Annotated in this window: 32 protein-coding genes; 18 read left to right on the top strand and 14 right to left on the bottom strand. The window is 64.3% G+C overall.

The window, feature by feature from the left end; all coding sequences use genetic code 11:
- Positions 1 to 246 precede the first annotated feature (246 nt).
- Positions 247 to 2418, top strand: coding sequence for a selenide, water dikinase SelD (gene selD, locus ACGYLD_RS05045; RefSeq protein WP_394401483.1), 2172 nt, complete (start codon positions 247 to 249; stop codon positions 2416 to 2418).
- Here selD and mnmH read toward each other — a convergent pair.
- The 7 genes from mnmH to ACGYLD_RS05010 all read right to left on the bottom strand — a co-directional run bounded on the left by mnmH (position 2402) and on the right by ACGYLD_RS05010 (position 8434).
- Complete coding sequence (gene mnmH / locus ACGYLD_RS05040; RefSeq protein ID WP_271692504.1) at positions 2402 to 3457, bottom strand: tRNA 2-selenouridine(34) synthase MnmH; 1056 nt, start codon at positions 3455 to 3457, stop codon at positions 2402 to 2404. The genes selD and mnmH overlap by 17 nt on opposite strands.
- 51 nt (positions 3458 to 3508) lie before the next feature.
- Positions 3509 to 3859, bottom strand: coding sequence for a RidA family protein (locus ACGYLD_RS05035; protein WP_271692503.1), 351 nt, complete (start codon positions 3857 to 3859; stop codon positions 3509 to 3511).
- A gap of 71 nt (positions 3860 to 3930) precedes the next feature.
- On the bottom strand, positions 3931 to 4317 hold the full coding sequence (locus ACGYLD_RS05030) for a rhodanese-like domain-containing protein (RefSeq protein ID WP_271692502.1): 387 nt from the start codon (positions 4315 to 4317) through the stop codon (positions 3931 to 3933).
- A gap of 11 nt (positions 4318 to 4328) precedes the next feature.
- Entirely contained in the window at positions 4329 to 5507 is a 1179-nt protein-coding gene (locus ACGYLD_RS05025; RefSeq protein ID WP_271692501.1) for a lytic murein transglycosylase, read from the bottom strand.
- Positions 5508 to 5520: 13 nt separating this feature from the next.
- Positions 5521 to 6429 (bottom strand): adenosylcobinamide-phosphate synthase CbiB, encoded by a 909-nt coding sequence (gene cbiB / locus ACGYLD_RS05020; protein WP_271692500.1) that lies wholly within the window; start codon positions 6427 to 6429, stop codon positions 5521 to 5523.
- Positions 6426 to 7379 carry a threonine-phosphate decarboxylase CobD gene (cobD, locus tag ACGYLD_RS05015; protein WP_394401478.1) on the bottom strand — a complete coding sequence of 318 codons (954 nt, stop codon included), beginning with the start codon at positions 7377 to 7379 and terminating at the stop codon, positions 6426 to 6428. The genes cbiB and cobD overlap by 4 nt, the downstream gene beginning before the upstream one ends.
- Positions 7380 to 7459: 80 nt before the next feature.
- Positions 7460 to 8434: a glutathione S-transferase family protein gene (locus ACGYLD_RS05010; protein ID WP_271692498.1), complete on the bottom strand. Its 975-nt coding sequence runs from the start codon at positions 8432 to 8434 to the stop codon at positions 7460 to 7462.
- A gap of 173 nt (positions 8435 to 8607) precedes the next feature.
- Between ACGYLD_RS05010 and ACGYLD_RS05005 the strand changes: the two genes are divergently transcribed.
- The gene (locus tag ACGYLD_RS05005; protein WP_271692497.1) at positions 8608 to 8964 is read left to right on the top strand and encodes a hypothetical protein; all 357 of its coding nucleotides are present in this window, start codon (positions 8608 to 8610) and stop codon (positions 8962 to 8964) included.
- 39 nt (positions 8965 to 9003) lie between these two features.
- On the opposite strand, the gene ACGYLD_RS05000 is transcribed toward ACGYLD_RS05005, so the two are convergent.
- Positions 9004 to 10173, bottom strand: coding sequence for a MalY/PatB family protein (locus ACGYLD_RS05000; protein ID WP_271692496.1), 1170 nt, complete (start codon positions 10171 to 10173; stop codon positions 9004 to 9006).
- Positions 10174 to 10269: 96 nt separating this feature from the next.
- Here ACGYLD_RS05000 and def (ACGYLD_RS04995) point away from each other — a divergent pair, with 96 nt between their 5' ends.
- From def (ACGYLD_RS04995) to fmt, 4 genes are read left to right on the top strand one after another with little or no spacing between them, the layout of a single operon-like run.
- On the top strand, positions 10270 to 10788 hold the full coding sequence (gene def, locus ACGYLD_RS04995) for a peptide deformylase (protein WP_271692495.1): 519 nt from the start codon (positions 10270 to 10272) through the stop codon (positions 10786 to 10788).
- Entirely contained in the window at positions 10785 to 11282 is a 498-nt protein-coding gene (def, locus tag ACGYLD_RS04990) for a peptide deformylase (RefSeq protein ID WP_271688413.1), read from the top strand. Before def (ACGYLD_RS04995) ends, def (ACGYLD_RS04990) begins: the two co-directional genes overlap by 4 nt.
- The gene (gene def / locus ACGYLD_RS04985) at positions 11279 to 11776 is read left to right on the top strand and encodes a peptide deformylase (RefSeq protein ID WP_271692494.1); all 498 of its coding nucleotides are present in this window, start codon (positions 11279 to 11281) and stop codon (positions 11774 to 11776) included. The genes def (ACGYLD_RS04990) and def (ACGYLD_RS04985) overlap by 4 nt, the downstream gene beginning before the upstream one ends.
- A 38-nt stretch (positions 11777 to 11814) precedes the next feature.
- On the top strand, positions 11815 to 12723 hold the full coding sequence (fmt, locus tag ACGYLD_RS04980) for a methionyl-tRNA formyltransferase (RefSeq protein ID WP_271692493.1): 909 nt from the start codon (positions 11815 to 11817) through the stop codon (positions 12721 to 12723).
- A gap of 10 nt (positions 12724 to 12733) precedes the next feature.
- On the opposite strand, the gene ACGYLD_RS04975 is transcribed toward fmt, so the two are convergent.
- The 5 genes from ACGYLD_RS04975 to ACGYLD_RS04955 all read right to left on the bottom strand — a co-directional run bounded on the left by ACGYLD_RS04975 (position 12734) and on the right by ACGYLD_RS04955 (position 16421).
- Positions 12734 to 13357, bottom strand: a complete 624-nt coding sequence (locus ACGYLD_RS04975) for a trimeric intracellular cation channel family protein (protein ID WP_271692492.1) — start codon at positions 13355 to 13357, stop codon at positions 12734 to 12736.
- Positions 13354 to 13818: a ribonuclease HI gene (gene rnhA / locus ACGYLD_RS04970; protein ID WP_271692491.1), complete on the bottom strand. Its 465-nt coding sequence runs from the start codon at positions 13816 to 13818 to the stop codon at positions 13354 to 13356. Before rnhA ends, ACGYLD_RS04975 begins: the two co-directional genes overlap by 4 nt.
- A 54-nt stretch (positions 13819 to 13872) precedes the next feature.
- Complete coding sequence (gene ispH, locus ACGYLD_RS04965) at positions 13873 to 14823, bottom strand: 4-hydroxy-3-methylbut-2-enyl diphosphate reductase (protein WP_271692490.1); 951 nt, start codon at positions 14821 to 14823, stop codon at positions 13873 to 13875.
- Between the two features lie 60 nt (positions 14824 to 14883).
- A complete protein-coding gene (locus tag ACGYLD_RS04960) occupies positions 14884 to 15621 on the bottom strand; it encodes a LuxR family transcriptional regulator (protein WP_209216623.1) in 738 nt (245 codons plus the stop codon).
- A 251-nt stretch (positions 15622 to 15872) separates the two neighbouring features.
- Complete coding sequence (locus ACGYLD_RS04955; RefSeq protein ID WP_271692489.1) at positions 15873 to 16421, bottom strand: NYN domain-containing protein; 549 nt, start codon at positions 16419 to 16421, stop codon at positions 15873 to 15875.
- Between the two features lie 123 nt (positions 16422 to 16544).
- On the opposite strand from ACGYLD_RS04955, the gene folK reads away from it, so the two are divergent.
- The 12 genes from folK (at position 16545) to recO (ending at position 26044) form a co-directional block, all read left to right on the top strand.
- The gene (gene folK / locus ACGYLD_RS04950) at positions 16545 to 17156 is read left to right on the top strand and encodes a 2-amino-4-hydroxy-6-hydroxymethyldihydropteridine diphosphokinase (protein WP_333909702.1); all 612 of its coding nucleotides are present in this window, start codon (positions 16545 to 16547) and stop codon (positions 17154 to 17156) included.
- A gap of 70 nt (positions 17157 to 17226) precedes the next feature.
- Positions 17227 to 17580, top strand: a complete 354-nt coding sequence (rpoZ, locus tag ACGYLD_RS04945; RefSeq protein WP_067264606.1) for a DNA-directed RNA polymerase subunit omega — start codon at positions 17227 to 17229, stop codon at positions 17578 to 17580.
- Positions 17581 to 17616: 36 nt separating this feature from the next.
- A complete protein-coding gene (locus ACGYLD_RS04940) occupies positions 17617 to 19767 on the top strand; it encodes a bifunctional (p)ppGpp synthetase/guanosine-3',5'-bis(diphosphate) 3'-pyrophosphohydrolase (protein WP_168612652.1) in 2151 nt (716 codons plus the stop codon).
- Between the two features lie 37 nt (positions 19768 to 19804).
- On the top strand, positions 19805 to 20461 hold the full coding sequence (locus ACGYLD_RS04935; RefSeq protein WP_067264597.1) for a DUF2062 domain-containing protein: 657 nt from the start codon (positions 19805 to 19807) through the stop codon (positions 20459 to 20461).
- Between the two features lie 99 nt (positions 20462 to 20560).
- Positions 20561 to 21313: a pyridoxine 5'-phosphate synthase gene (locus tag ACGYLD_RS04930; protein WP_394401469.1), complete on the top strand. Its 753-nt coding sequence runs from the start codon at positions 20561 to 20563 to the stop codon at positions 21311 to 21313.
- Positions 21314 to 21425: 112 nt separating this feature from the next.
- The gene (locus ACGYLD_RS04925; protein WP_067264591.1) at positions 21426 to 21869 is read left to right on the top strand and encodes a PA2169 family four-helix-bundle protein; all 444 of its coding nucleotides are present in this window, start codon (positions 21426 to 21428) and stop codon (positions 21867 to 21869) included.
- A 147-nt stretch (positions 21870 to 22016) separates the two neighbouring features.
- On the top strand, positions 22017 to 22421 hold the full coding sequence (acpS, locus tag ACGYLD_RS04920; RefSeq protein ID WP_271688404.1) for a holo-ACP synthase: 405 nt from the start codon (positions 22017 to 22019) through the stop codon (positions 22419 to 22421).
- 131 nt (positions 22422 to 22552) lie between these two features.
- Entirely contained in the window at positions 22553 to 23389 is an 837-nt protein-coding gene (gene lepB / locus ACGYLD_RS04915; protein ID WP_394401466.1) for a signal peptidase I, read from the top strand.
- A complete protein-coding gene (rnc, locus tag ACGYLD_RS04910) occupies positions 23386 to 24072 on the top strand; it encodes a ribonuclease III (RefSeq protein WP_271692486.1) in 687 nt (228 codons plus the stop codon). Before lepB ends, rnc begins: the two co-directional genes overlap by 4 nt.
- The gene (era, locus tag ACGYLD_RS04905) at positions 24069 to 24977 is read left to right on the top strand and encodes a GTPase Era (RefSeq protein WP_067264580.1); all 909 of its coding nucleotides are present in this window, start codon (positions 24069 to 24071) and stop codon (positions 24975 to 24977) included. The genes rnc and era overlap by 4 nt, the downstream gene beginning before the upstream one ends.
- 15 nt (positions 24978 to 24992) lie before the next feature.
- Positions 24993 to 25322, top strand: coding sequence for a DUF1491 family protein (locus ACGYLD_RS04900; RefSeq protein ID WP_271692485.1), 330 nt, complete (start codon positions 24993 to 24995; stop codon positions 25320 to 25322).
- Positions 25322 to 26044 (top strand): DNA repair protein RecO, encoded by a 723-nt coding sequence (recO, locus tag ACGYLD_RS04895; protein ID WP_271692484.1) that lies wholly within the window; start codon positions 25322 to 25324, stop codon positions 26042 to 26044. The genes ACGYLD_RS04900 and recO overlap by 1 nt, the downstream gene beginning before the upstream one ends.
- On the opposite strand, the gene ACGYLD_RS04890 is transcribed toward recO, so the two are convergent.
- Positions 26028 to 26420 (bottom strand): META domain-containing protein, encoded by a 393-nt coding sequence (locus tag ACGYLD_RS04890; RefSeq protein ID WP_271692483.1) that lies wholly within the window; start codon positions 26418 to 26420, stop codon positions 26028 to 26030. The two genes, recO and ACGYLD_RS04890, sit on opposite strands and share 17 nt — an antisense overlap.
- Between the last annotated feature and the right edge of the window lie 11 nt (positions 26421 to 26431).

The raw sequence follows: 26431 nt of genomic DNA, 5'->3' as shown, positions 1-26431 counted from the left end.
GGGTGCTACCAGCCACGGCAAAGGAATCCGACCGTCGGTAGAGGGTCGGGGATGGAATGTACATGGGGGTTTTGTGGCGAATTGTCACCCTTTTTACCGGTTTGGCGGCTTTCCGGGCCTGAATGGGCGGGGAAGCGCCATTTCCGCTCTGATCCGGCCCGCTCACATCTCGGTCAGGCCGATGGCGCGGGCGGGCGGCTTGGGGTAGCTATAAGCCAAAGCGGAAAGAGAGAGTGAGGCAATCTGGTGCAAAGCGATCTGCCCCTGACGCGGGATCTGGTGCTGGTGGGGGGCGGGCACGCCCATGCGCTGGTGCTGCGCAAATGGGGGATGGACCCGCTGCCCGGCGCGCGGCTGACGGTGATCAACCCCGGCCCCACTGCGCCCTATACCGGCATGCTGCCCGGTCATATCGCCGGGCATTACGACCGCGATGCGTTGGAGATCGACCTCATGCGCCTTTGTCGCCACGCCGGGGCGCGGTTGATCCTTGGGGCGGCGACGGGGATCGACCGCGCGGCGCGGGAGATCACGGTCGAAGGGTGCGGGGCCGTGGCCTATGATGTGGCGTCAATCGACATAGGCATCACGGCCAAGATGGACCTGCCGGGATTTGCCGAGCACGCGGTCGGGGCCAAGCCGCTCGATCGCTATGCCGCGCGTTGGCGGGAGTTTCTCGCGGCGGTCAAGGCGGGGGAGCAGCCGCCCGAGGTGGCGGTGATCGGTGGCGGTGTGGCGGGCTGCGAGCTTGCCATGGCGATGGCCTTTGCCCTGCGCGAAGCGGGGGGGCAGCCAGCGGTGACGGTGGTGGAACACGGGCCGCAGCTTTCCGGCATGGCCCCCCGGACCGAGGCGATGGTGCGGCGGCAGATGGCAGAGCTTGGGGTGACCGTGGCGCTTGAGGCCGAGGTCAAGCAGATCACCGACCGGCAGGTACTCTTGGCGGATGGCGCGCCGATCCCCGCGGCGCTTTGCGTGGGGGCTGCGGGGGCGGTGCCGCAGGGCTGGCTTGCCCAGACCGATCTGCCGCTGCACGCGGGGTTCATCCGCGTCGGGGCCGATCTGGGGGTGGTAGATGATGACAGGCTCTTCGCCGTTGGCGATTGCGCCCATATGGAGGCCAGCCCGCGCCCCAAGGCCGGTGTCTTTGCCGTGCGGGCGGCGCCGGTGCTGCACGACAACCTGCGCGCGGCGCTTAGCGGCGGGACACGGCGGGCGTTCAAACCGCAGCGGCATTATCTCAAGCTGATTTCACTCGGCGGGAAAGCCGCTATGGCGGAGCGGAATGGGCTGGCCCTTGGCGGTGCGCTGCTGTGGCAGTGGAAAGACCGGATCGACCGGAAGTTTATGGACGGGCTCGATGACCTGCCCGCGATGAAGACCGATGCGCTGACGGGCCCGGTGGCCTCGGGCGTGCAGGAGGCGCTGGCGGGCAAACCGCTTTGTGGTGGATGCGGGGCCAAGGTGGGCGGTGCGGTGCTGGGCGATCTCTTGGCCGAGGTGCAGCCGCCCGTCTCGGGCGATGTGCTCACCGGGGCGGGCGATGATGCGGCGGTGCTGCGCCGCCCCGGTGGCGGCTTTCAGGTGATGAGCACGGATCATTTGCGCGGCTTCATCGAAGACCCGGCCCTGATGACGCGGGTCGCGGCGGTGCATGCTTTGGGCGACATCTGGGCGATGGGGGCCGCACCGCAGGCGGCACTGAGTTCGATCATCCTGCCGCGCATGTCGCCCGAATTGCAGGCCCGGACCCTGCGCGAGATCGCGGTGGCCGCGCAGGAGGTGATGGCGGGTGCAGGTGCGCAGATCGTGGGCGGCCATACGACCATGGGCGCGGAACTGACCATCGGCTTTACGGTCACCGGCACCCGCGACGCGATGCCGATTGGCCACGGTGGCGCGCAGCCGGGCGATGTGCTGGTGCTGACCCGGCCCATCGGGTCGGGGGTGATCCTTGCAGGCCATATGGCGGGGACCGCGCCGGGGCGGGTGGTGGCCGAAGCGCTCGACGTCATGGCCACCCCGCAGGCGCGGGAGGCGGAGATTTTGGGCACGGCCCATGCGATGACGGATGTGACGGGCTTTGGCCTTGCCGGCCATGTGCAAGCGATCTGCCGTGCCTCGGGATTGGCGGCGGAGCTTTGGGCGGAGGCGGTGCCGATCTACCCCGGCGCGCAGACGCTGTCGGATCAGGGGGTGGCCTCTTCCTTGCTGGCGGTCAATCAGGCGGACGCCCCGATTGCGGCGGCAGACCCGGTGAACCCGCTTTTCCACGATCCGCAAACCGCCGGGGGGCTGCTGGCAGCCCTGCCCGAGGATGCGGCGAAAGCGGCGCAGGCGCGGTTAAAGGCCGAAGGCTTGGCGGGCCATATCATCGGGCGGCTTGAGGCGGGGGGGCCTTCTATCCGTTTGCGGTGAAACGGCTGTGCAGGGCTGCGGCGGTTTCGGCCAATGTGCTGTCATCAAGCCGGTCCAGCGTCAACCGGGCGCGCGGGGCGGGGTTGCGGCTGGCGGCCTTGGCATAGCGCGGATCGTAATGCTGGCCGATCAGCCCTTCGGCGAGGCTGGCCCAATCGCCTGCGCGGGCTTGGGCCTGCCACTGGGTGATCGTCTCACCGCTATGATAGGGCCGCAGCTTGTCGATGCGATTTTCGAGCATGGCGGGGTCGGTGGTCAGGTCATCATAGGCCCGGCACAGAAAATCCGCCCGCGCGGCCAAGGGGGCGGCGATCTCAACCCGCGCGGCGTCGCGCATCGCGGCCCAAAGCGCAGGCGGAAGGGTGATGTCGCCGATCTTGCTGCTCTCGGCTTCGACCCATGTCACCTGCGCGGGGTCGAACGGCAATAGCGCTCGGGCGAGCCGGGATTCGAACATCTTTTGATGCGGCTGCCCACCATCCATCGCACCGAAAAGCGAGCCGCGGTGCTGCGCCAGCCCTTCGAGGTCAAGCACCTGCGCGCCCACCTGCGCCAGATGATGCAACAGCCGTGTCTTGGCCGTGCCGGTGCCACCTTCGATCAGCATAAGCCGATGCGGCAGGGGCGTGTCGTAGAGTGCCGCGACCACGAGCCGCCGGTAGCTGCGATAGCCGCCGCGCAGAAGTTGCACGCGCCAGCCAACCTGATCGAGGATCGTCGAGAATGCCCCCGACCGCTGCCCGCCGCGCCAGCAATAGACCAGCGGCTGCCAGCCGCCGTCTTTATCCGCCAGCGCCGTCTGCAAATGCCGCGCGGTGTTCTGCGCGACCAGCGCCCCGCCGATCTTGCGCGCGTCAAAGGGGCTGACCTGCTTGTAGATCGTGCCCACTTCGGCGCGCTCCGCGTCCGACAGCACGGGCAGGTTAATGGCACCGGGCAGATGATCCTCGGCAAACTCCATTGGCGCGCGCACGTCGATGATCGTATCGACGCGGAGCTGGGCGAGGTCCGACAGGGCGGTGAGGGTGCAGGGGGTCATCTGGGGGTCCGACAAAGCCCCGCGCCCCGTAACAGGGCGCGGGGCAATGGCTCAGGCTTTGGCGGCGATCACCAGCACTTCGACCAGATATTCCGGCGTGGCGAGTTTGGATTCGCCGCAGGCGCGGGCGGGGGCTTGGCCCTCGGGCGCCCATTCGTCCCAAACGGCGTTCATGGCTTCGAAATCGGCCATGTCGGCCAGCCAGATGGTGGATTGCAGGATGCGGGTCTTGTCGCTGCCGACCTCGGCCAGCAGGGCGTCGACCTTATCAAGGCAATCTTGGGTCTGCTGGGCTACATCCGCCCCCGCCGTGCCGACCTGACCGGCAAGGTAGATCACATCGCCATGCTCGACGATCTGGCTCATGCGGGTGTTGGTGTGGTGGCGTTTGATCTCGGTCATTCTGTCTCTCCTTTGACGTTGCAAAACTTGTGGCAGCTTTGCGCGGGGGAGGCCAGATCAAAGCCTACGCTTCAAGACCTCTCGATCGGGCCGCCCGCTTTTTCCCAGCCGCCGAAACCGTCCTTCAGGTGGGCCGCGTCAAAGCCCATGTCTTGCAGCGTCGCGACCGAGATGGCCGAGCGCCAGCCAGAGGCGCAGTGAAAGACGAACTTCTTGTCTTGGGCAAAGACCTCTTTGAAATAGGGGCTCTCGGGGTCGACCCAGAACTCCAACATGCCGCGCGGGCAGTGGAAGGCACCGGGGATGAACCCGGTGCGTTCGCGTTCGCGGGGGTCACGCAGGTCGACGAATTGCACGTTTTCGTCGTCGAGCATGGCGATGGCCTCGGTGCTGTCGATCTCTTCGATCCGGGCGCGGGCCTCGGCGACCATTTGCGCGGCGGTTTTCTTGAGGGCCATCGGTCTTCTCCTTACAGTTGGTTCAGCAGGTCGGGCGTGGGCCAGCCATCGACGGGCATGCCAAGACGGGCCTGTTCCGCGCGTACGGCGGCGCGGGTGCCGGAGCCGAGGATGCCATCCACATCGCCCACGTCATAGCCCTTGGCTTGGAGTTTGCGTTGCAGCGTTTTCATCGCCTCGCCGCCCAGACCGGGGGCCGGACTGCCCGCGTCATAGACCTGCGCGCCTTCCAGCCGTGTGGCGAAATAGGCAGCGGTCATGACGTAGGTAAAGCTCTGGTTCCACTCGAAATAAACGCGGAAGTTCGGATAGGCGATGAAAGCAGGCCCGCCGCGCCCCTGCGGCAGCAGGACGGAGGCGGTCAGCCCCTCGGCCAGCAGCCCGTTGCGGGGGGAGACACCCATGGCCTGCCATTCGCTGACGGGTTTCGTGGTCTCCAGCCCGGTTTGCGACCAGTCGAAATCCTGCGGCAGGGTGACCTCGGCCAACCAAGGCTCGCCCGCGCGCCAGCCGAGGCTTTGCAGCATCTTGGCGCCTGACAGCAGCGCATCGGGGGCGGAGGTCTTGAGCGAGACCGCGCCGTCGCCGTCGCCATCCACCCCGTTCTCTAGGATGTCGCGCGGCAGCATTTGCACCATGCCGATCTCACCGGCCCAAGCACCGGTGGTGGTGGCCGGGTCGAACTCACCGCGCTCGAAAAGCTCTAGCGCCGCGAAAAGCTGTGGGCGGAACAGTTCGGGGCGGCGGCAGTCATGGGAAAGGGTCGCCAGCGCGTTGGCGGTGTTGAAGTCGCCTTGGATTGCGCCGTAATCCGTCTCGAACGCCCAGAAAGCCAAGAGCACCCCACGGCTGACGCCGTATTCCGCCTCGATCCGGTCGAAGATGGCGTCGTATTTCTCGGCCATGGCGCGGCCCCGGTTGATCCGGTTTTCCGAGATCAGGCGGCGCGAGAATTCGATGAAGGGCTTTTGAAACACCCCTTGGGCCTGATCGGCGCGCAGAACGGCGGGGTCTTGGCGCAGGCCGGCAAAGAAACGCTCGGCCTTGGCGGGATCGGCGCCGTTCGCCACGGCCTCGGCCTTGGCATCGGCGATGAAACTGGAGAAATCCCCGCCGCATTTGGCTTGCGCATAGGCGCTGGCGGGAAGGGTGAGGGCCGCAAGGGCGGCGGCGAGAAACGTGGGGCGCATGGATACCTCTTTGTCACAGACAGGCCAGAACTAGGGCGATTGCCCACATCACCAACCATGCCTGCCAGAGGCGGGTGATGGCCGCATCGATCTCCAAAGGTCCGATGACGCGCGCCCCCGCGCCATGCACCCAAGGAAACTGCTGCACCCGCCCATCATAACTGCGCGGACCGGCGAGGGCCACACCTATGGCCCGCGCCATGGCGGCTTCCGGCCAACCGGCGTTGGGCGAGCGGTGCAGCGCCGCGTCGGCCTTGATGTCGCGCCAGCGGTGCAGCACCCCGCCGGGCAGGGCAATCAGCAGCGCGGTCAGCCGTGCGGGGGCGAGGTTCAGAAGGTCATCCATCCGCGCCGCGGCCCAGCCGAAATCGGCATAGCGTGGGGTGCGGTAGCCGATCATACTGTCGGCGGTATTGACGATTTTATAGACCAGCAGCCCCGGCAGCCCGCCCAGCAGGAACCAAAAGGCAGGGGCGATGATCCCGTCGCTGAGGTTCTCCGCCCCGCTTTCGATGGCGGAGCGGGCGACGGCGTCTGCGGGCATCGCGGCAGTGTCGCGGCTGACGATCATCGCCACGGCGCGGCGCCCTGCGGGCAGGGACTGGCGCAGGCCATCTGCCACGGCGCGCAGGTGCTCAACGAGGGAACGTTGCGCCAGCAGGATGGCGGCGAGGATGATCTCGACGAGGGGGCCAGCAAGGCTGAGCGCCCAGCCGAGCAGCGCGGCCCCGATCATCAGCGCCAGCAGCAGCGCCACGCCCTTGGCGCGGCGGGCTTCGCCGTGGTTTAACCGACGATCCCCCCAGCCGATCAGCCGCCCCATCAGCACCGCCGGATGCGGCAGGCGACGCCAGAGCCAATCCGGCTCTCCAAGTGCTGCATCCAGCAGCATGGCCAGCGCGAGGACCGCCGCCGTGCTCATGCCAGCGCCTGCTCCAACCGCGCCCAACCTATCGAGGGCGGCAGGCCAAGGCGCAGCCAGCGGGGGTTATAGGGGAAGATGCGGCTCCAGATCTGGTGCCGGGCGAGGCGGGTTTGCCAAGCCTGCGCGTCTTCGACCTCATAGAGCCGGAAAAGCGGGGTGCCGCCGACGATCTCTGCGCCTGCTGTGGTCATCAACCCGTCGAGGCGCGTGGCCTCGGCCCCCAGCCGCGCCCGCGTGGCCTCGGCCCATGGTTGATCCCGCAGCGCCGCTGCGCCGATATGCAGCGCGGGGCCGCCGACCGGCCACGGCCCAAGCATCTGTTCAAGCCGCGTGACCAAGGCCGGATCGCCGATCACGAACCCCAGCCGCAGCCCGGCCAGCCCCCAGAACTTGCCAAAGCTCTTGAGGATCAGCGTGCCGGGCACCGTGGCCTGCGCCATCAGGGTGGCGTTGGGCGTGATGTCGCAAAAGCTCTCATCAATGATGCTGAGCGGGGCTCTCGTCTCTGCCATGGGCCACAGGCGCCCGTCGGGGTTGTTGGGACGGACGTGAACGGCGGCTTCGGCTTCGCCCGTCTCGACCACTTGCCAGCCGTTCTCGGCGAAGCTGGCGGCATGTTCGTTATAGGTCGGCCCGGGGATGCGCACGCGGCCCTTCGGGGCCAGCGCCGGGATTCGCGCGATGGCCGAGGAGGCCCCCGGCACGGCGAGGATCGCGGCCCCTTCGGGCACTTGCCAAAAGGCGCGGGCGGCGGCCAGCAGCGCGTCTTGCGCCGCGGCATCGGGGAGGGCAGTCCATGTGCCCGCAGGCAGGGCAGGTATCGGGTAGGGCGCGGGGTTGATCCCGGTGGAAAGGTCGATCCAATCCGACCGCGCTCCGCCGAAACGCGCCGCTGCCGCATCGACACCGCCGCCGTGGTCGCGCTGGTCTGGCTTTTGCATGATCATCCCCCTGCCGTCGTCGCTGCGGTGAAAGCGCAAAAGCGCTGCGCGATCAAGCGTCTTCCACGGGGCAGGGGGAGGGGAGGTCAGCCGCGCCCGTGCGGCGCGTCGAAGTCCAGCACCGGATTGATCGGGATGATGCGGTGCGGGTTAATCGTATCATGGCTGTAGTGATAGTGCCGCACGATATGGTCGAAGTTCACCGTCTCGGCCACGCCCGGCACCTGATAGAGTTCGCGCGTATAGGCCCAGATGTTCGGGTAATCGACGATCCGGTGGCGGTTACATTTGAAGTGCAGGTGATAAACCTTGTCGAAGCGCACCAACGTGGTGAAAAGCCGCCAGTCCGCCTCGGTCATCCGGTCGCCCGCGAGGTAGCGGTTCTGCGACAGGATGTCTTCGATCCAATCCAGCGTGTCGAAGAGCGGATGCACGGCGGCGTCATAGGCCTCTTGCGTGGTGGCGAAGCCGGCTTTGTAGACGCCGTTGTTCAGCGTGTCATAGACGCGGGCGTTCACCTCTTCGATGCGGCCGTGCAGGGGCGCGGGGTAATAGTCATCACTGTTGCCGATGATCGCGTTGAAAGCGCTGTTGAACATGCGGATGATCTCGGCGCTCTCATTGCTGACGATGGTCTCGCGCGCTTTGTCCCAAAGAATCGGCACGGTGACGCGGCCTGTGAAATTGGGATTGGCACGGGTGTAGATGTCGCGGGCATAGGGCAGGCCGAAGAGCGTGTCGCCCGTGGCACCGGGGAAATCCGTGTCAAAGGTCCAGCCCTCCCCCAGCATATCGGGATGCACGACAGAGACACCGATGTGATCCTCAAGCCCCTTCAACTGGCGGAAGATCAGCGCGCGATGCGCCCAAGGGCAGGCATAGCTGACGTAGAGGTGATAGCGCCCCGATTCTGCCTTGAACCCGCCTTCGCCGCTTGGTCCGGCGCTGCCATCGGCGGTCACCCAGTTGCGAAACTTGGCCTCGCTGCGCTCAAATTTGCCGCCCGAGGATTTGGTGTCATACCATTTATCTTGCCATTTACCGTCGACCAATAGGCCCATCTTGTTCTCCTTTCCGCGTTTGAGGGTATATTTAGGGCAGGGCGCGGGGGCCGCCCATCTTCATAGGCGCGCAGCCGCTCTGCGCTGATGCAGACTGCCCAAACGTCACCAATTCTTAACTTGAATTTTCTACGCTTTCCGCCAGCTTAGAGGCATCAGCGGGGGGATTGCGCATGGAAGAATTTCTGTCGAAAGAAATACAGGCGGGGCTGGATGCCGCGCGTATGGCAAGCCTGCGCAAGGGCGCGCGCCTGCGGCTTGAGGCGGGCGGTGATGTCTACCGCGTGCTGCGCATGTGGAAGACCGGTTTCTCCGTCGATTTGGAGGATGCGCCGAAGCTGCGCGGGCTGGTCGATCTCTATGACGGCAGCCTGCATCTGTTCCAATGTCTGATCGTGGCGAGTGAGGAAGAAGCGGGCGAGATGCGCTATGAGTTCAAACGCGCCACCGCCGTGGCGGACCGTCCGCCGCTTGATTTCGAACGCCCCGCCGATGCGCCGCTGGGGCTGATCGAAGACGGCCGCACCTGATAGGGCGGCACGGCGGGGCTGCCCCGCCGCGCCGTTTCGTTACTGCAAATCACTGAAGGCTTTGGTGAGCCGCTCGCAGGCTTCCTCGACCCGGGCGCGCGGGGTGGCGAGGTTGAAGCGCATGAAACTTTCGCCCCCCGTGCCAAAGGTGGCGCCGTGGTTGGCAGCGATGGCGGCGCTTTTCTCGACACGGTCCTGAAACTCCGCGGGCGCCATGCCGGTGCCCGAAAAGTCCACCCAAGCCAGATAGGTCGATTCCAGCGGCATCGAGCTTAGCCCCGGGATCGCATTCACCGCCTCGTCGAAAAGCTGCCGGTTGCCGTCGAGATAGGCGGTCAACTCATCCACCCAAGCGGCCCCTTCGGGCGAATAGGCGGCGGTTGCCATGATCAGCCCGAAGGAATTTGCCGAAACGCCCAAGGCCGCCATGCGCCGGGCAAAGCGCGCGCGCAGCTTGGGGTCGAGGATGATGACGTTTCCGGTATGGCCGCCCGCGATGTTGAAGGTCTTTGTCGTGGCGGTCATCATAACCAGTCGGTCTGCAATCCCGTCGATCTGCGCCATGGGGATATGCTTGTGCCCCGGCATCACCAGATCGTGGTGGATCTCATCCGAGACCAGCACCAGATCGTGCCGCTTGGCGAAGTCGGCCACGCCTTGCAGTTCCTCACGGCTCCAGACCCGCCCGCCGGGGTTATGCGGCGAGCAGAGGATCACCATCTTCTCATCCCCGGTCATCAGGGCATCATAGGCATCGAAATCCATCTCGTAGCGGCCCGAGGCATTGGTCAGCGGGCATTCCACCACCCGTCGCTCGGCGGCGTTAATCACGCGGGCGAAGGCGTGGTAAACCGGGGTGAACAGCACGACGCCATCGCCGGGCTGGGTAAAGGCGTCGACGCACATGGCGGTGGCGTTCACCAAGCCATGCGTGGTGAAGATCGCCTGCGGATCGACCTTCCAGCCGTGGCGGTTTTCCATCCACCACTGGATCGCGGCGAGGTATTTGCTGTCGTCGCCGAAATACCCGTGCACCCCGTGGTCGATCTGGGCCTGAAGCGCGTCCTGCACCACCTGCGGGGGGCGGAAATCCATGTCTGCCACCCACATGGCGATGCCGCTATCTGCGGGCACGCCATAGATCGCTTCCATCTTGTCCCATTTCGCACAATGGGTGCCGCGCCGGTCGATGATGTCGTCAAAGCTCATGCTGGTCTCTCCTGATATTGCGGCCAAGCTAACGGCTGCCGCAGGCGCTGCAAGCCCCCGGTTGCGCGATGCACGGGCATGGCCTAAATGAGCGGGATGAAACGCCCGATCCTTTTGCACCCCGATCCACGGCTCAAAAAAGCCGCAGCCCCCGTCGCCGATCTCAGCGACGAGCTGCGCGTGCTGGGCGATGATATGTTGACCACCATGTATGATGCGCCGGGCATCGGCCTTGCCGCGCCGCAGATCGGCGTGTTGAGCCGGGTGATCGTGCTGGATTGCGTCAAGGAAGAGGGCGAAGCGCCCCGGCCCTTGCTGATGTTCAACCCCGAAATTGTGGCTTCTTCGGACGGGCTCAACACCTATGAAGAAGGCTGTCTCAGCATCCCCGACCAATATGCCGAGGTGACCCGCCCGGCAGAGGTTGAGGTGCGCTGGCTCGACCGTGACGGGAAAGAGCAGCAGGAGGCCTTTGACGGGCTTTGGGCGACCTGCGTTCAGCATGAGATCGACCACCTCGACGGCAAGCTTTTCATCGACTACCTCAAGCCGCTGAAGCGTCAGATGATCACCCGCAAGATGGTCAAGCTCAAGCGCGAGCTGGCGCGCGGATGAGCGTGCTGGAGGTTCTTCGCTGGCCCGACCCGCGACTGGCCGAAATCTGCGCCCCGGTCGAGGAGATCACGCCCGAGATCGAACGCCTTGCCGCCGATATGCTGGAAACGATGTATGCCGCACCGGGCCGGGGCCTTGCCGGGCCGCAGGTGGGCGCGATGCTGCGCATCTTCGTGATGGATGCGGGCTGGAAAGAAAATAAGTCCGACCCGCTCGTCTGCATCAACCCGATGTTTCAAGAGATCGGCGAAGAGCGGGTGACCAATACCGAAGGCTGTCTTAGCATCCCCGGCATCAGCACCGACATCTCGCGCCCTGCGCAGGTCCAGATGGTTTGGACCGGTCTGAACGGGGGCCGCTATGTGCAGAGCATGGAAGGCGCCGCCGCGCTAATCGCGCAGCATGAGATGGATCACCTTGATGGTGTGGTGACCTTCGATCACCTCGACGCGGAGACCCGCGCGGCCAAGATTGCGGAGTTCAACGCACAATGACCCTACGCCGCTATGTTCCATGGCCCGACAAACGCCTGCGCAGCCCCGCCGAACCGATTGAGGCGGTGACGGATGAAATCCGCACCCTCTGGGACGACATGATCGAGACGATGGACGCCATGCCCGGCGTCGGCCTTGCCGCGCCGCAGATCGGGGTGATGTTGCAGGTGGCCGTCGTCGATGCCTCGGAAGCGCGAAACAAACGCATTCGGCTGGCGAACCCGGTGATCGTCGATGCCTCTGCCGTGTTGCATCCTTACGAGGAGGCCAGCCCCAATCTGCCCGGTTTCAGCGCCGTGATCCGCCGCCCGCGTGGGGTGAAGGTACGCTTTCTGGATGAGACGGGGGCCGAGGTGGAGCGTGATTTCGTCGGGCTGGAAGCGGTGAGCGTGCAGCACCAGATCGACCATTTGGCGGGCAAGATGTATTTCGACAACCTCAGCAAAACCAAGCGCGACATGCTGTTGCGCAAGGCACGCAAACAGAACGGCTGACGGCGCTCTCCAAGGCGCTGTCCGGCAGGAGTGAACAGATGCGACTGATCTTCATGGGCACGCCCGATTTCTCGGTGCCGATCCTCGATGCGCTGGTGCAGGGTGGGCATGAGATCTGTGCGGTCTATTGCCAACCGCCCCGCCCCGCCGGGCGCGGCAAGAAGCCCCGCCCCAGCCCGGTGCAGCAACGCGCCGAAGCGCTTGGACTGCTGGTGCGCCATCCGGTATCGCTCAAACATCCCGAGCCGCAGGAAGAGTTCGCCGCGCTTGAGGCCGATGCGGCGGTGGTCGTGGCCTACGGTCTGATCCTGCCGCAGCCCATTCTCGACGCGCCGAAACATGGCTGTTTGAACATCCACGCCAGCCTGCTGCCGCGCTGGCGCGGCGCGGCGCCCATTCACCGTGCGATCATGGCGGGCGACGAAAAGACCGGCGTGTGCATCATGCAGATGGAAGCGGGGTTGGATACCGGGCCGGTGCTGCTGTGCGAAGAGACCGAGATCGGCAGCGATGAGACCACGGCACAGTTGCATGACCGGCTGAGCGCCATGGGCGCGGTTGCGATCAACAAGGCGCTGTCGCAACTGACCGATCTGACGCCGCAGCCCCAGCCCGAAGAGGGCGTCACCTATGCCGCCAAGATCGACAAGGCCGAAGCGCGCATCGACTGGACCCGCCCCGCGGTTGAGGTGGATCGCCAGATCCGCGGGCTGTCGCCCTTTCCCGGCGCGTGGTTCGAGATTGACGGCCAGCGGGTGAAAGTCCTCGGCTCGGTGCTGGACGAGGGCACCGGCGCGCCGGGTGAGGTGCTGTCGGACGGGCTGCGCATCGCCTGTGGCGAGGGGGCGGTGCGGCTGACGCGGCTACAGCGCGCGGGCAAGGGCGTGCAGGAGGCGGATGTGTTTCAACGCGGTGCGCAGATCGCAGTGGGTGCGCGTCTTAGCTGAGGCCGAGCGTTCAGCTTTTGGGCGGGGTGCTTTTGTAGACCGGCAGGTGCCAGCCAAAATAAAGCGACCCGGCGCGCAGCACCCAAGTCGTCGCAGCGCAGGCCAGCAGCGGGTAGAGCGTGCCATCGAAATAGGGCGACAGCAGCACGGCAACGGCGGCACCTGAGAGCGCTGCGGTGGCGTAAAGCTCGCCTTGGGTCAGCACCAGCGGCAGCTGCCCCACCACCACATCACGCATCAGCCCGCCCATACAGCCGGTGATCATGCCCATGACGATGATGATTGGCGCGGACTGCTCTTGCGCCATGGCAACACCAACCCCCGCCGCCACGGCAACGGCAAGGGCCAGACTGTCGAGCCAGATCAAGGTACGAAAGCGACTTTCGAGCAGGTGGGCGGTGAAAAACACCACCAAAGCGGCCAGGATGGCCACGCCCAACATGCTGGGGGTCTCGATCCAGAAGATCGGGTTGCGGTCGAGCAGAAGGTCACGGATCGTGCCGCCGCCCACGGCGGTCAGGCAGGCGATAAAGGCAAAGCCCACGATATCAAGCTGCGCCCGGCTGGCAACAAGCGCGCCGGTGATGGCAAAGACCAGCACGGCGGCATAGTCCAGCAGGGCCAGCAGGGTCACTTCTTGCCGCCCGGTTTGAAGGGGGCCATGCCCGCGCGGGCCAGTTCATCGGCGCGCTCGTTCTCGGGGTGGCCGGCGTGGCCCTTGACCCATTTCCACGTCACATTGTGCCGCGCATTCGCGGCGTCCAGCCGTTGCCAAAGCTCGGCATTCTTGACCGGCTTCTTGGCCGCGTTCTTCCAACCGTTCTTTTTCCAGCCAAAAATCCAGCCGGTGATGCCGTTTTTGACGTAGTTGCTATCGGTCACCAGCGTGATCTCGGTCGGCCGGCTGAGCGATTCCAAGGCCGAGATCGCGGCCATCAACTCCATGCGGTTGTTGGTGGTCTGCGCCTCGCCGCCTTTCAACTCGCGTTCCTTGACGATCTTATCGCCGTCCATGGCGCGCATCAGCACGCCCCAGCCGCCGGGGCCGGGATTGCCCGAACATGCACCGTCAGTATAGGCGTAGAGGTCAGGCATGGGTATCTCCGGCAGTTTCCAGCGCGGTTTAGGCGGCTGGCGCGCGGCGGTCAATCAGGCGGGTTGGCGCAGAACGCGCGGCACCTTGAATTCCACGTTCTCCTGCGCGGTCTCGACCAGATCGGTGGTCACATCATAGCGCGCTTTGAAAGCGTCGATCACCTCATTGATGAGCACTTCGGGGGCCGATGCGCCGGCCGTGATGCCGATGCTGCCGATGCCCTCTAGCGCGCGCCAGTCGATGTCATCGGCGCGCTGCACCAGTTGCGCATAGGCGCAGCCTGCGCGGGCGCCGACTTCGACCAGCCGTTTTGAGTTCGAGGAATTGGGCGCGCCTACCACCAGCATCGCGTCGCATTTCGGCGCCATGGCTTTGACCGCTTCCTGACGGTTGGTGGTGGCGTAGCAGATGTCTTCTTTATGCGGGCCGATGATGGCGGGGAACCGCGCCTGTAGGGCGGCCACGATATCGGCGGTGTCGTCAACGCTGAGCGTGGTCTGGGTGACATAGGCCAAACGCTCTTCATCGCGCACGGTGACCTCGGCCACATCGTCGGGCGTTTCGACGAGCAGCACATCGCCCTCGGGCAGTTGGCCCATGGTGCCGATCGTCTCAGGATGGCCCGCGTGGCCGATCATGATGATCTGAAGGCCCGCGTCGGCGTGCCGCTGCGCTTCGATATGCACTTTGGAGACCAGCGGACAGGTCGCGTCGACATAGATCATGTTGCGCGCCTGGGCCGCCGAGGGCACGGATTTCGGCACGCCATGGGCCGAGAAGATCACCGGACGGTCATCGGGGCATTCGCTGAGTTCCTCGACAAAGACCGCGCCCTTGTCGCGCAGCCCGTCGACGACAAATTTGTTGTGCACGATCTCATGGCGCACATAGACCGGCGCGCCCCATTTCTCGATCGCCATTTCGACGATCTTGATCGCCCGGTCCACGCCCGCACAGAATCCGCGCGGCGCGGCGAGGTAGAGGGTAAGAGGCGGTTTGGTCATGGCGAAATCTCCGGACGGTTGGCGCAGAGGTAAGGGCTTGGGCCCGCTTCGTCCAGCCCGTCAGTCCGACTTGGGCGCAGGCTCGCCCGCCGTGGCGTGCACGAGCGCGGCGGCCTGCGCCCGGTTGCGGATGCCGAGCTTGCGGTAGCCAGATTTCGCATAGTCCGACACGGTGTGGATAGAAAGATTGCAGCGGTGCGCGGTCTGCTGGCGGGTGTAGCCATGGGCCAGCAGGTTCACCACTTCGGCTTCGCGCGGGCTGAGTTTGTCGAAGGCCGAAGGGTTTTCGGGCAGGGGCAGCGGCGCGGTGCCGGTCAGGTCTTCGATCCGGCGGTGCATCAGCAGGCAGAAGAGGCGCAGATCCTCGGCGATGTCACTGAAGGCGCGCTCGAACTCTTCGGCCTCCATCCCGTTGCCGACGATGAAGCCGCCAAAGCGTTCGGAGCCCTTCAGCCGCATCGGCACGGCAAAGGCAGCATGCAGACCTTCGCGCCCCGCGCGGGCGATCAGCGAATGCTCGGACGGGGTGACATCGGGGTAGAGGTGTACGAAGGCTTGGCCGATCGTCAGCACATCATAACTGTTGCACGAGTGGTGCAGGAATGGATCATCCTCGGGCGGGAGGTCATCGTAAAGGTCGGGGATGGTCGACAGAAACTGTGCGTCTTTGAAATCCGCACCCACGCTGATGTGGATGGCATGGGTAAAGCCGGTCTTTCGAAATGTCTTTACGATCCCATCCCAAAGCGCGCTAACATCTTGCAGCTTTTCCAAACGTACAGCGGCATCGAACAGCATCTTCCCTCACTTTTACCCCCCTTTTTCGGGGGGTCGTCTACTTCTACGGGAGCAGGTAGTGTGGGATCAAGGGGAACGCATGGGTTCATGTGCTGTATTGTATCTTCCCTGGGGTATTTTAGAAATTTCACAGGCCAGTGACGCCACAGTCGCTGGCCTGGTATTCGTTTGCCCATCATCCGGACGCTGCGCACAATAGGACCGCTGCCGCGCGGGGCGGCATGGTTCTGCGCGAAATGGGTCTACTTCGTTCAGTCCTGCGGTGCGAGATCGCGCGGCGGGCGGCCGATAACGTCACGCAGGTCGTCAAGCTCGATAAAGTTGTCGGCTTGGCGGCGCAGATCATCCGAGATCATCGGCGGCTGGCTGCGGATCGTGGAGACGACGGAGACGCGCACGCCTTGGCGTTGCAGGCTTTCCACCAGCGGGCGGAAATCACCATCGCCAGAGAAGATCACGATATGATCGACACGCGGGGCCAGCTCCATCGCATCGACGGCCAGTTCGATGTCCATATCGCCTTTGACTTTGCGGCGGCCCATGCTGTCGGTGTATTCCTTGGCCGGTTTGGTGACCATGGAGAAGCCGTTGTAGTTCAACCAGTCGACAAGCGGGCGGATCGGCGAATATTCATCGTTTTCCAAAAGCGCGGTATAGTAGAAGGCGCGCAGCAGCTTGCCGCGGCGCATGAACTCTTGCCGCAGCAGCTTGTAGTCGATGTCGAAGCCCAGCGTCTTTGCCGCGGCGTAGAGGTTGGAGCCATCTATAAAAAGCGCCAACCGCTCATCTTTGTAGAACATTAAACTATCCTTTCGGCAGGCTTCGCCGTATTCCCGGTTTGAACTGTAATCGCCGCGGATTAATAAATCCGTGACCTCTGGCGATGCCCCCACATCAGGGTGCATAACTAAGGCTTTTTAACGATGTCGCAAGACCCCGAGGGCATGGAATTAAGCAGTAGAGGCCCTATACGAAAGTATAGTCTTCTGGTTGCGCTCGGCGGTAACCTTGCATCTTCTGTGGGTAAGCCTCAGGAAACGCTAAAATCGGCTTTAAAGCTATTGCAGACGTCCGGCGCGGTGATTCGCGCCACAAGTGCATTCTATCACACTCCGGCCTTTCCCGCAGGGGCGGGGCCGGACTATGTGAATGCCGCCGCCTGGCTCGAAGCGCCATGGGATCCGCAGACCGCGCTTGGCGTCTTGCACCGGATCGAGGCGCAGATGGGCCGCGAGCGGGTGCAACGCTGGGGCCAGCGGACCTTGGATCTGGATCTTTTGGCCTGTGATGATATCGTATTGCCAGACCGTCAGACCCACAAGATATGGCGCGAGTTGCCATTGGAGGCACAGATTGGCCGCACGCCGGATCAATTGATTCTGCCGCATCCCCGGCTACAGGATCGGGCTTTTGTCTTGGTGCCGCTGGCCGATGTGGCCCCAGATTGGGTGCATCCGCTGATTGGAAAGCCGGTGCGCGCCCTGCTCGAAGCCCTGCCTGAGCGGGATCGTGCCGAGGTGCGGCGGCTGCAATAACGGCTTGTAAATCTGCCCGAGGCGGCTTAAATACGGCACTTCTGGCAGCAAATGAGATATTGGAGGCTTCATGGCCCGCGTCACCGTCGAAGATTGTGTGGATAAGGTTCCGAACCGTTTCGAACTCGTCATGCTGGCCGCACATCGTGCCCGCGAGATCTCTGCCGGATCGCAGTTGACCGTTGACCGTGACAACGACAAGAACCCCGTCGTGTCCTTGCGCGAAATCGCCGAAGAAACACAGTCGGCCGATGATCTGCGCGAGCGTCTGATCGAGAGCAACCAGAGCCAGATCGAAGTCGATGAGCCCGAAGAAGACGCCATGGCGCTTTTGATGGGTGCCGAAGAGGACAAGCCCGAAGAAGACAGCATGTCCGAAGAAATGTTGCTGCGCCAGTTGATGGCCGCACAGGGGCAGGGCTAACCCCCGCGCCCCGGCCGGGGCTATGAGGCAGATGGCATGAACAGCGCCGACATCACTGCCGACGACCTGATCGCTCTCGTTCAAGGCTACAATCCGCGTACCAACGAACCCCTGATCCGCGCCGCTTTCGACTATGGGGCGCGGATGCATGAGGGGCAGTTTCGCCATTCTGGTGAGCCCTATTTCACCCATCCCGTCGCCGTCGCTGCGATCCTCACGGAACAGCAGCTTGACGATGCGACAATCATCACCGCCCTGCTGCACGACACGATCGAAGACACCAAAGCGTCTTATGCCGAGGTGCAAAGCCTCTTTGGGGGAGAAGTGGCGGAATTGGTCGATGGCGTCACCAAGCTGACCAACCTTCAGCTAAACTCGACCGAGACCAAGCAGGCCGAGAATTTCCGCAAGCTGTTCATGGCGATGTCCAAGGACTTGCGCGTCATCCTCGTCAAGCTCGCCGACCGTCTGCACAACATGCGCACGATTAAATCCATGCGCCCGGACAAGCAGATCAAAAAGGCGCGGGAGACGATGGACATTTATGCGCCGCTGGCGGGCCGCATGGGCATGCAGTGGATGCGCGAAGAGCTCGAAGACCTCGCCTTTCGGGTGCTCAACCCCGAGGCGCGCGCCTCGATCATTCGCCGCTTTATCACCCTGCAACGTGACACCGGCGATGTGATCCAGCGCATCACCGGCGATATGCGGGTGGAGTTGGAAAAGGCCGATATCGAAGCCGAGGTCTTTGGCCGGGCCAAGAAACCCTATTCGATCTGGCGCAAGATGGAGGAGAAGGAGCAAAGCTTCTCCCGCCTGTCCGACATCTACGGCTTCCGGGTCATCACCGCTTCTGAGGAGGACTGCTACCGTACCCTCGGGGCGATCCATCGCCGCTGGCGCGCGGTGCCGGGGCGGTTCAAGGATTACATCAGCCAGCCCAAGACCAATGGTTATCGGTCGATCCACACAACCGTCTCGGGCCGTGACGGCAAGCGGGTGGAGGTGCAGATCCGCACCCGCCAGATGCATGACGTGGCCGAGACCGGCGTCGCCGCCCATTGGTCCTACCGTGACGGGGTGCGCAGCCGGAACCCCTTTGCCGTCGATCCCGCCAAGTGGATCAGCCAGCTGACTGAACAGTTCGACGCCGAGACCGATCACGAGGATTTCCTCGAAGCGGTGAAGCTTGAGATGTACGCCGATCAGGTCTTCTGCTTCACACCCAAAGGCGATGTGGTGAAACTGCCGCGCGGGGCTACGCCGATTGATTTCGCCTATGCGATCCACACCCGTATCGGCAACGCCTGTGTAGGGGCCAAGGTCGACGGGATGCGCGTGCCGCTTTGGACGCGGATCAAGAACGGCCAGTCGATCGAAATTACCACGGCGCAGGGCCAGACACCGCAGGTGACATGGCTCGACATTGCCACCACGGGCAAAGCCAAGTCGGCGATCCGGCGCTCCCTGCGTGAGGTCGACCGCGAGCGCTTTATCAAACTGGGCCGCGAATTGGCCCGCTCGGCCTTTGCGCAGGTGGGCAAAAAGGCCACCGATAAGGTGCTGCATACCGTGGCCAAGAACATGCGGCTGAATGGCCCTGATGAGGTGCTCGCCCGGCTTGGCAGTTCGGAACTCACGGGCCGCGAAGTGGTGGAATGCGTCTATCCCGACCTTGCCCCGCAAAAGGGCGAACAGATCGACGTGCGCCGCGCGGTCGTGGGGCTAGAGCCGGGGCAGAGCTTTGACCGCGCCCCCTGCTGCACCCCGCTGCCCGGTGAGCGGATCGTCGGCATCACTTTCCGCGGCAAGGGCGTGACTGTCCATGCCATCGACTGTGACCGCCTCTCGGAATATGAGGACCAGCCCGAACGCTGGCTCGATTTGCGTTGGCATGACGGCAGCCATCCGGCGGTCTATACCTGCGCGCTGGACATCACCATCGGCAATGGCGCGGGCGTTCTGGGGCGGGTCTGCACCTTGATCGGCGAAGCCTCGGCCAATATTTCGGATCTGGAGTTTGTGGAGCGCAAGCCTGACTTTTACCGGCTGGTGGTCTATGTGGATCTCCGAGACGTGAGTCACCTGCATTCGCTGATGTCCACGCTCGAAGCCGAGAGTGAGGTCGCCGATGTCAGCAGGCACCGCAATATGAGCATGGGAAAGACCGTCGAAAAGACCGCCTGACCCCGCGCAGACGAAACGCCGATACTGGACCTGAGACTTGATTTTCAAACGCCGCGATCCGAAACCGACCCTGCGCGCGCTGGCCGAGTTTCTGTGGCCGCGCGGTGGTTGGACGCGTGCGTTTCACTATGTCAAACACCGGATGCGGCGGCTGCCCGACAGCCCCGAGCGGATCGCGCGCGGCATCTGGGCCGGGGTCTTTACCACCTTTACGCCCTTCTATGGTCTGCATTTCATCGTGGCCGCGCTGATCGGGCGGGTGATGCGGGCCAATATCCTTGCTGCGCTGATGGCGACCTTCTTTGGCAATCCGCTGACCTATGTGCCCATCGGCATCGCGGCCCTGCAAACCGGGCATTGGATCCTCGGCGCGCCCGTGGCACCGACGGCGCACCGCTCTTTCGGGGGAAAGTTTCTCGACGCCGGGCGCGATCTGAAAGAGAATTTCGTCGCGATCTTTACCGACACCCAGATGGATTGGACCGGGCTGACGGTGTTTTTCCATCAGGTCTTCTACCCCTATCTGATCGGGGGCATCCTGCCGGGGATGATCTGCGCCTCTATCGCCTATTACATCTCGGTCCCGGTGCTGCGCGCCTATCAAAAGCGGCGGCGCGGCATGATCAAAGCCAAGTTCGAGGCGCTCAAACATAAGGCGGCGCAAAAGGCCGACGCCAAGCGCCACGCGGACTGATCCTGTCGCGCCATCAAATTTCGGAAAAACCGCTTCTCCCTATGGGGTTGGCGAAAGTTCCGACCTATGGTCGGGGCAAGTGATGCAAGGGGAATCGAGATGGCGGATCAACCAAAGCTGAGATTGGGCGTGAACATTGACCATGTGGCGACGGTGCGTAACGCACGTGGCGGCGCCTATCCCGACCCGCTGCGCGCGGCCAAGATCGCGGAAAAGGCCGGGGCCGATGGCATCACCGCGCATCTGCGCGAAGACCGGCGGCATATCTCCGACGCCGATATCGAAGGTTTGATGGAGGTGCTGTCGGTCCCGCTCAACTTCGAGATGGCCGCGACGGATGAGATGCAAAAGATCGCCCTGCGCCACAAGCCCCGCGCGGTCTGCATTGTGCCCGAGAAGCGCGAAGAGCGGACCACCGAAGGCGGGCTGGAAGTCGCCCGGGAAGAGAACAAATTGGCCCATTTCATCGCGCCCCTGCGCGAGGCGGGCAGCCGGGTGTCGATCTTCATCGCAGCCGAGCGCGCGCAGATCGAAGCCGCCAACCGCATCGGCGCAGAGGTGATCGAACTGCACACCGGTGCCTATTGCGATGCCTTCGCCGAAGGCCGTTGGGATGAGGCGGATGTCGAACTCAACAAGCTGCGCGAGATGTCGCGTTTCGCCGACTCTCTCGGGCTTGAGGTGCACGCGGGCCACGGGCTGACCTATGACACCGTCACCCCGATCGCCGCTTTCCCTGAGGTGCGGGAACTTAACATCGGGCACTTCCTGATTGGAGAGGCGATCTTCCTCGGGTTGGAACCCGCGATTGCCGAAATGCGCCGCCTGATGGATGAGGCCCGCGAGGGCTGAACCTGCCGCCCGCCGGTGGCGGAAAATCTCTCAAAGTGTGTCTCCTCCGGACCTAAAGCGGCCTTGGCCGCGTTGGGCCGCCAGACTGGTTAACGAACCTAAGGAGGCACCAATGAGCGACCATATCGACACGCTGAAGAAACTGCACACCCGCCTGATCGACAGCCGCGACGGCTATCGTGAATCCCGCAAGCAGGTCTCGGATGAAGCGGCATTTGTCGGCTTCTTCGACCAGCGTATCGCGGAACGTGAGAAGTTCCACACAGAACTGCACCGCCAGCTTGGCGTCGACGGCGTGGATGTATCCGAAGAAGGCTCTGCCGCCGCATCGGCTCACCGCGGTTGGCTGAAACTGCGCGACGCCGTGACCGGCGACAACGAAGCTGTTTATGACGAGATCATCAACGGCGAATCCGCATTGGTCGAAAACTACGACGATGCGATCAAAGCCACTGCTGGGCGCCCCGGCTATGAATTCCTGACCGAACAGCGCGCCGCCGTTCAGCGCGCCATCGACGAGGCGAAAGCCGAGAAGGCGCGCCACGTCGCAGCCTAAGCGCCGCGCCTTGTGGTAAATTCAACGCCGTCCCGTTCCCGCGGGGCGGCGTTTTCGCATCGGATTGCCGCTTTTCCTCGCTTCCGCCGCGTGATCTATTGAGGACAAAGGGCCATCGGCCCCGTCACGCGGCAAGAATGGCACCCAATGATCCTCGGCATCGGCACTGATCTGGCAAATATCGAGCGTATCCAAGGCACGCTTGACCGTTTTGGCGACCGGTTTCGCAATCGGGTGTTCACCGAGGTCGAACAACGCAAGGCCGAGCGCCGCCATGACGTGGCGGGCACCTATGCCAAACGCTGGGCCGCGAAAGAGGCATGTTCAAAGGCGCTTGGCACCGGGCTGCGCATGGGCATCGCTTGGCGCGACATGGCGGTGAGCAATCTGCGCACCGGTCAGCCGGTGATGGAGGTGACGGGCTGGGCCGCGGACCGTCTCGCCGCGATGACCCCGCCGGGGCATGAGGCGATCATTCATGTCACCCTGACCGACGACCATCCGTGGGCGCAGGCTTTCGTGGTGATCGAAGCGCGCCCTCTTGCCGATTAGGCCGCATAGGCTGGCGCGCCCCGCCGTTTCGCGTCATATGCACGCGGGGCAGGCCGATCCGGCTTCGCTTTACTTGACTTGGCCCGCACGGCCCCGCATGTAACCCCAAACCTATATGTCAGGAGCGCCGCATGGCCGCTAAGGAAAAAACCGGCAACGCCTTTGTCGAAACCATCAAGACAATCTTTTGGGCGCTGCTGATCGCCGGTGTCTTTCGGACCCTGTTCTTCCAGCCCTTCTGGATCCCCTCCGGCTCCATGAAAGAGACGCTGCTGATCGGTGATTTCCTCTTCGTGAATAAGATGGCCTACGGCTATTCCTACGCCTCTTGCCCCAGCCTGATGCTGCCCGGTGTCGGGATCGAGGTTGACGCCAAGGATGTCTGCGGTGTCTTTGATGGCGATAACGAGCGTCTTTTCGGCTCCGAGCCTGAGCGCGGCGATGTGGTCGTCTTCCGTCATCCTGTCTCGGGCCGCGACTATATCAAGCGCCTGATTGGCCTGCCGGGGGACAAGGTGCAGATCAAAAACGGTGTCATCAGCCTGAACGGCACCCCGGTCGAGGTCGAAGATGCGGGCACGTTTGAAGAGGTCATGGCCCCACAAGGCCCGCAACAACTGCGCCCGCGCTGCGAAAACGGCCCCGTGGGCCAAGGGGCGACCTGCGTGAAAAGCCGCCAGATCGAAACCCTGCCCAATGGCGTGTCCTACCCGACCCTGAACATCACCAATCAGCAGTCGGACAACACGGGCGTCTATACCGTGCCTGAGGGGCATTACTTCTTCATGGGCGACAACCGCGACAACTCTGCCGACAGCCGTCTGGCGCAGCGCGCCGGGGGCGTGGGGTTCGTGCCCTTCGAAAACCTCATTGGCCGCGCCAACCGGATCATGTTCAGTTCTGCCGGGCGTTCGATGCTGTTCTTCTGGACATGGCGCGGCGACCGCTTCTTCGAAGCTGTCAGATGAAACTGAGCGGAGACCTCAAAGCCTTCGAGACCCGGATTGGCCATCATTTTGCCAAGCCGGAGCTGCTGGTGCGCGCGGTGACCCATGCCTCCATGTCTTCGGCCAACCGCGACGACAACCAGCGGCTGGAGTTTCTGGGCGACCGGGTGCTGGGCCTTGTCATGGCCGAAGCGCTGCTGGGGCTTGATCCCGGTGCTAGCGAAGGCCAGTTGGCCCCCCGTTTCAACGCATTGGTACGCAAGGAAACCTGCGCCGATGTGGCGCGTGAGATTGATCTGGGCAAGGTGCTCAAGCTCGGTCGGTCCGAGATGATCTCGGGCGGGCGGCGCAAGCAGGCGCTTTTGGGCGATGCGATCGAGGCGGTGATCGCCGCGGTCTATCTGGACGGTGGTTTTGACGCCGCCAAAGACCTCGTGCTGCGGCTTTGGGGCGACCGCCTCAAAACCGTCAAGGAAGACGCCCGCGACGCCAAGACCGCTTTGCAGGAATGGGCGCAGGCGCGGGGGCTGAACCCGCCGCGCTATGTGCAGACCGGGCGCAGCGGCCCGGATCACGCGCCGGTCTTTACCATTACCGCGCGGCTGGACAACGGGGCCGAGGCCGCCGCCACCGCGCCGTCGAAACGCGCCGCCGAACAGGCCGCCGCCAGCACGCTGCTGCGGCAATTGGAGAGCAACACATGACCACCCGTGCCGGATTCGTCGCCCTGATCGGAGAGCCCAACGCGGGCAAATCCACCCTGCTGAACCGCATGGTCGGGGCCAAGGTCTCGATCGTGACACATAAGGTCCAGACCACCCGCGCCCGCATCCGTGGCGTGGCGATGGAGGGCGATGCGCAGCTGGTCTTTGTCGATACCCCCGGCCTGTTCCAGCCGCGCCGCCGTCTGGACCGCGCCATGGTCGCCGCCGCTTGGGGCGGGGCCGCGGATGCCGATGTGATCGTGCTGCTGATCGAGGCGCACCGCGGCGTGACCGAGGGCGTGGAACGCATCCTCGAAGAGCTCGGCAACATCGCCAAGGGCCGCCGCGTGGCGCTGGCGATCAACAAGATCGACCGGGTCGAGGCGCCGGTGCTGCTGGGGCTGGCCGAGAAGATGAACGAGCGGTTTGAGTTTGCCGAGACCTTCATGATCTCCGCCGAGCGCGGCCACGGCACCGACACCCTGCGCGAATGGCTGGCGGGCGAGGTGCCGGAGGGCCCGTGGCTCTACCCCGAGGACCAGATCGCCGACCTGCCGATGCGCAACATCGCCGCCGAGATCACGCGCGAAAAACTGACCCTGCGCCTGCATCAGGAACTGCCCTACCAGCTCACCGTCGAGACCGAGAACTGGGAAGAGCGCAAGGACGGCTCGGCCCGGATCGACCAGCTGGTCTATGTCGTGCGCGACGGCCACAAGGGCATCGTGCTGGGCAACAAGGGCGAGACGATCAAGGCCGTGGGCAAGGCCGCGCGCGAGGAACTCGAAGAGTTTCTGGGCCGCAAGGTGCATCTGTTTTTGCAGGTGAAAGTCCGCGCCAACTGGCTGGAAGAGGCCGAGCGCTATTCCGAGATGGGCCTGGATTTCAAAGATGGCAATGACTGAAGCCAAAGGTCTGCCATGGCCCGCCTGACCGCGCGTTTCTGGGTCGACGCCTATCTCGCGCGGCTCAGGTTGCAGGACATCCCCGCCTTCGTCGTGGCCCATGGCGATGACACCGGCGGCGCGGTGCTGGTGAAGCTGGCGACGCTCGATGGCCGCGCGGTGCTGTTCCAGCGTTCCTTCGATCTGATGAGCGGCGCGCGTAAGTGGGTCGAACTGGCCGCGGGCGACGAGGGGGAGGTCGATGCCACCGTCTCGCGCCAGCGCGGCTTCGATCCGGACCTCTGGGTGATCGAGGTCGAGGACCGCGCCGGCCGGCACCTTCTAGACGAGCCGGGGTTGGCCTGATGGAATGGCGCGATCAGGGCATCCTGTTGAGCGCGCGGCGACATGGCGAGACCTCCGCCATCATTGAGGTCTTCACCCCCGCCCAAGGCCGCCACGCCGGCATCGTTCGCGGCGGCACCAGCCGCAAGATCGCGCCCAGCCTGCAGCCCGGTGCGCAGCTTGACGTGGCATGGCGCGCGCGGCTTGAAGACCATATCGGCGCTTTCACCGTCGAGCCGCTGCGCAGCCGCGCCGCCGTGGCCATGCAGGACCGTCTGGCGCTGGCTGGGCTGAATGCGGTCACCGCGCTTCTGGCCTTCTGCCTCCCTGAGCGCGAGCCGCATCCGGCGCTTTACCGGCGCACCGAGGCGCTGCTGGATATGTTGGGGCAAGGCGATGTCTGGCCGCTGGCCTATCTCAAGTGGGAGCTGCGCCTTTTGGAGGAAATGGGCTATGCGCTCGACCTCGATGCCTGCGCGGTGACGGGGGCGACCGAGGGGCTGATCTATGTCTCCCCCAAGACTGGGCGCGCAGTCTCGGCCAAGGGGGCGGGGGAGTGGGCGGATCGGCTCTTGCCCCTGCCGCCCGTGCTGCGCGGCGGCGCGGGCAGCGATGCTGAGGTGGCGCAGGGGCTGCGGACGACGGGGCATTTCCTGACCGTGCATCTGGCGCGGGACTTGGGCGGCAAACCTCTGCCGGAAGCCCGTGCACGCTTTGTCGATGCCTTTAGTCGGCGGCTTTGAAAACCAGACGTTCGCCGCTGTCATCCGACAGGATCATCGTGTCGCCCAGCACGTCCGAGATGGTCACCTCGGTCAGCGCGTCCAGAAACGCCGTCTCGCCCGCAAGGTCGGGGCAGGCGCGGCGGGTGACGGCGATATGGCCCGTGTCGAACCACGGGTAGGGCACCGTCATCGCGGCGCTATAGGCGTTGCAGGGGGCCTGTCCGGCGATCTTGCCGGTCTCTGGGAAGGTTAGGGTCGCGCGAGCATCGAAGGGCTCGCCGTCCAACTCCACCAGATGCCAGGTCTTGTCGCCCGCGCCATAGGCTCGGACGGTTTCATCGCCTTGGCATTGCGGCAGGGCGCTGAGGGCGGCGAGGATCAGAAAGCTGCGCATGGGCTGTCCTT

The organism is Sulfitobacter sp. 1A12056 (genome assembly GCF_043558125.1).
In the GTDB taxonomy this organism is placed as follows: Bacteria; Pseudomonadota; Alphaproteobacteria; order Rhodobacterales; family Rhodobacteraceae; genus Sulfitobacter; species Sulfitobacter faviae.
This window is presented reverse-complemented; position numbering and strand designations above follow the sequence as displayed.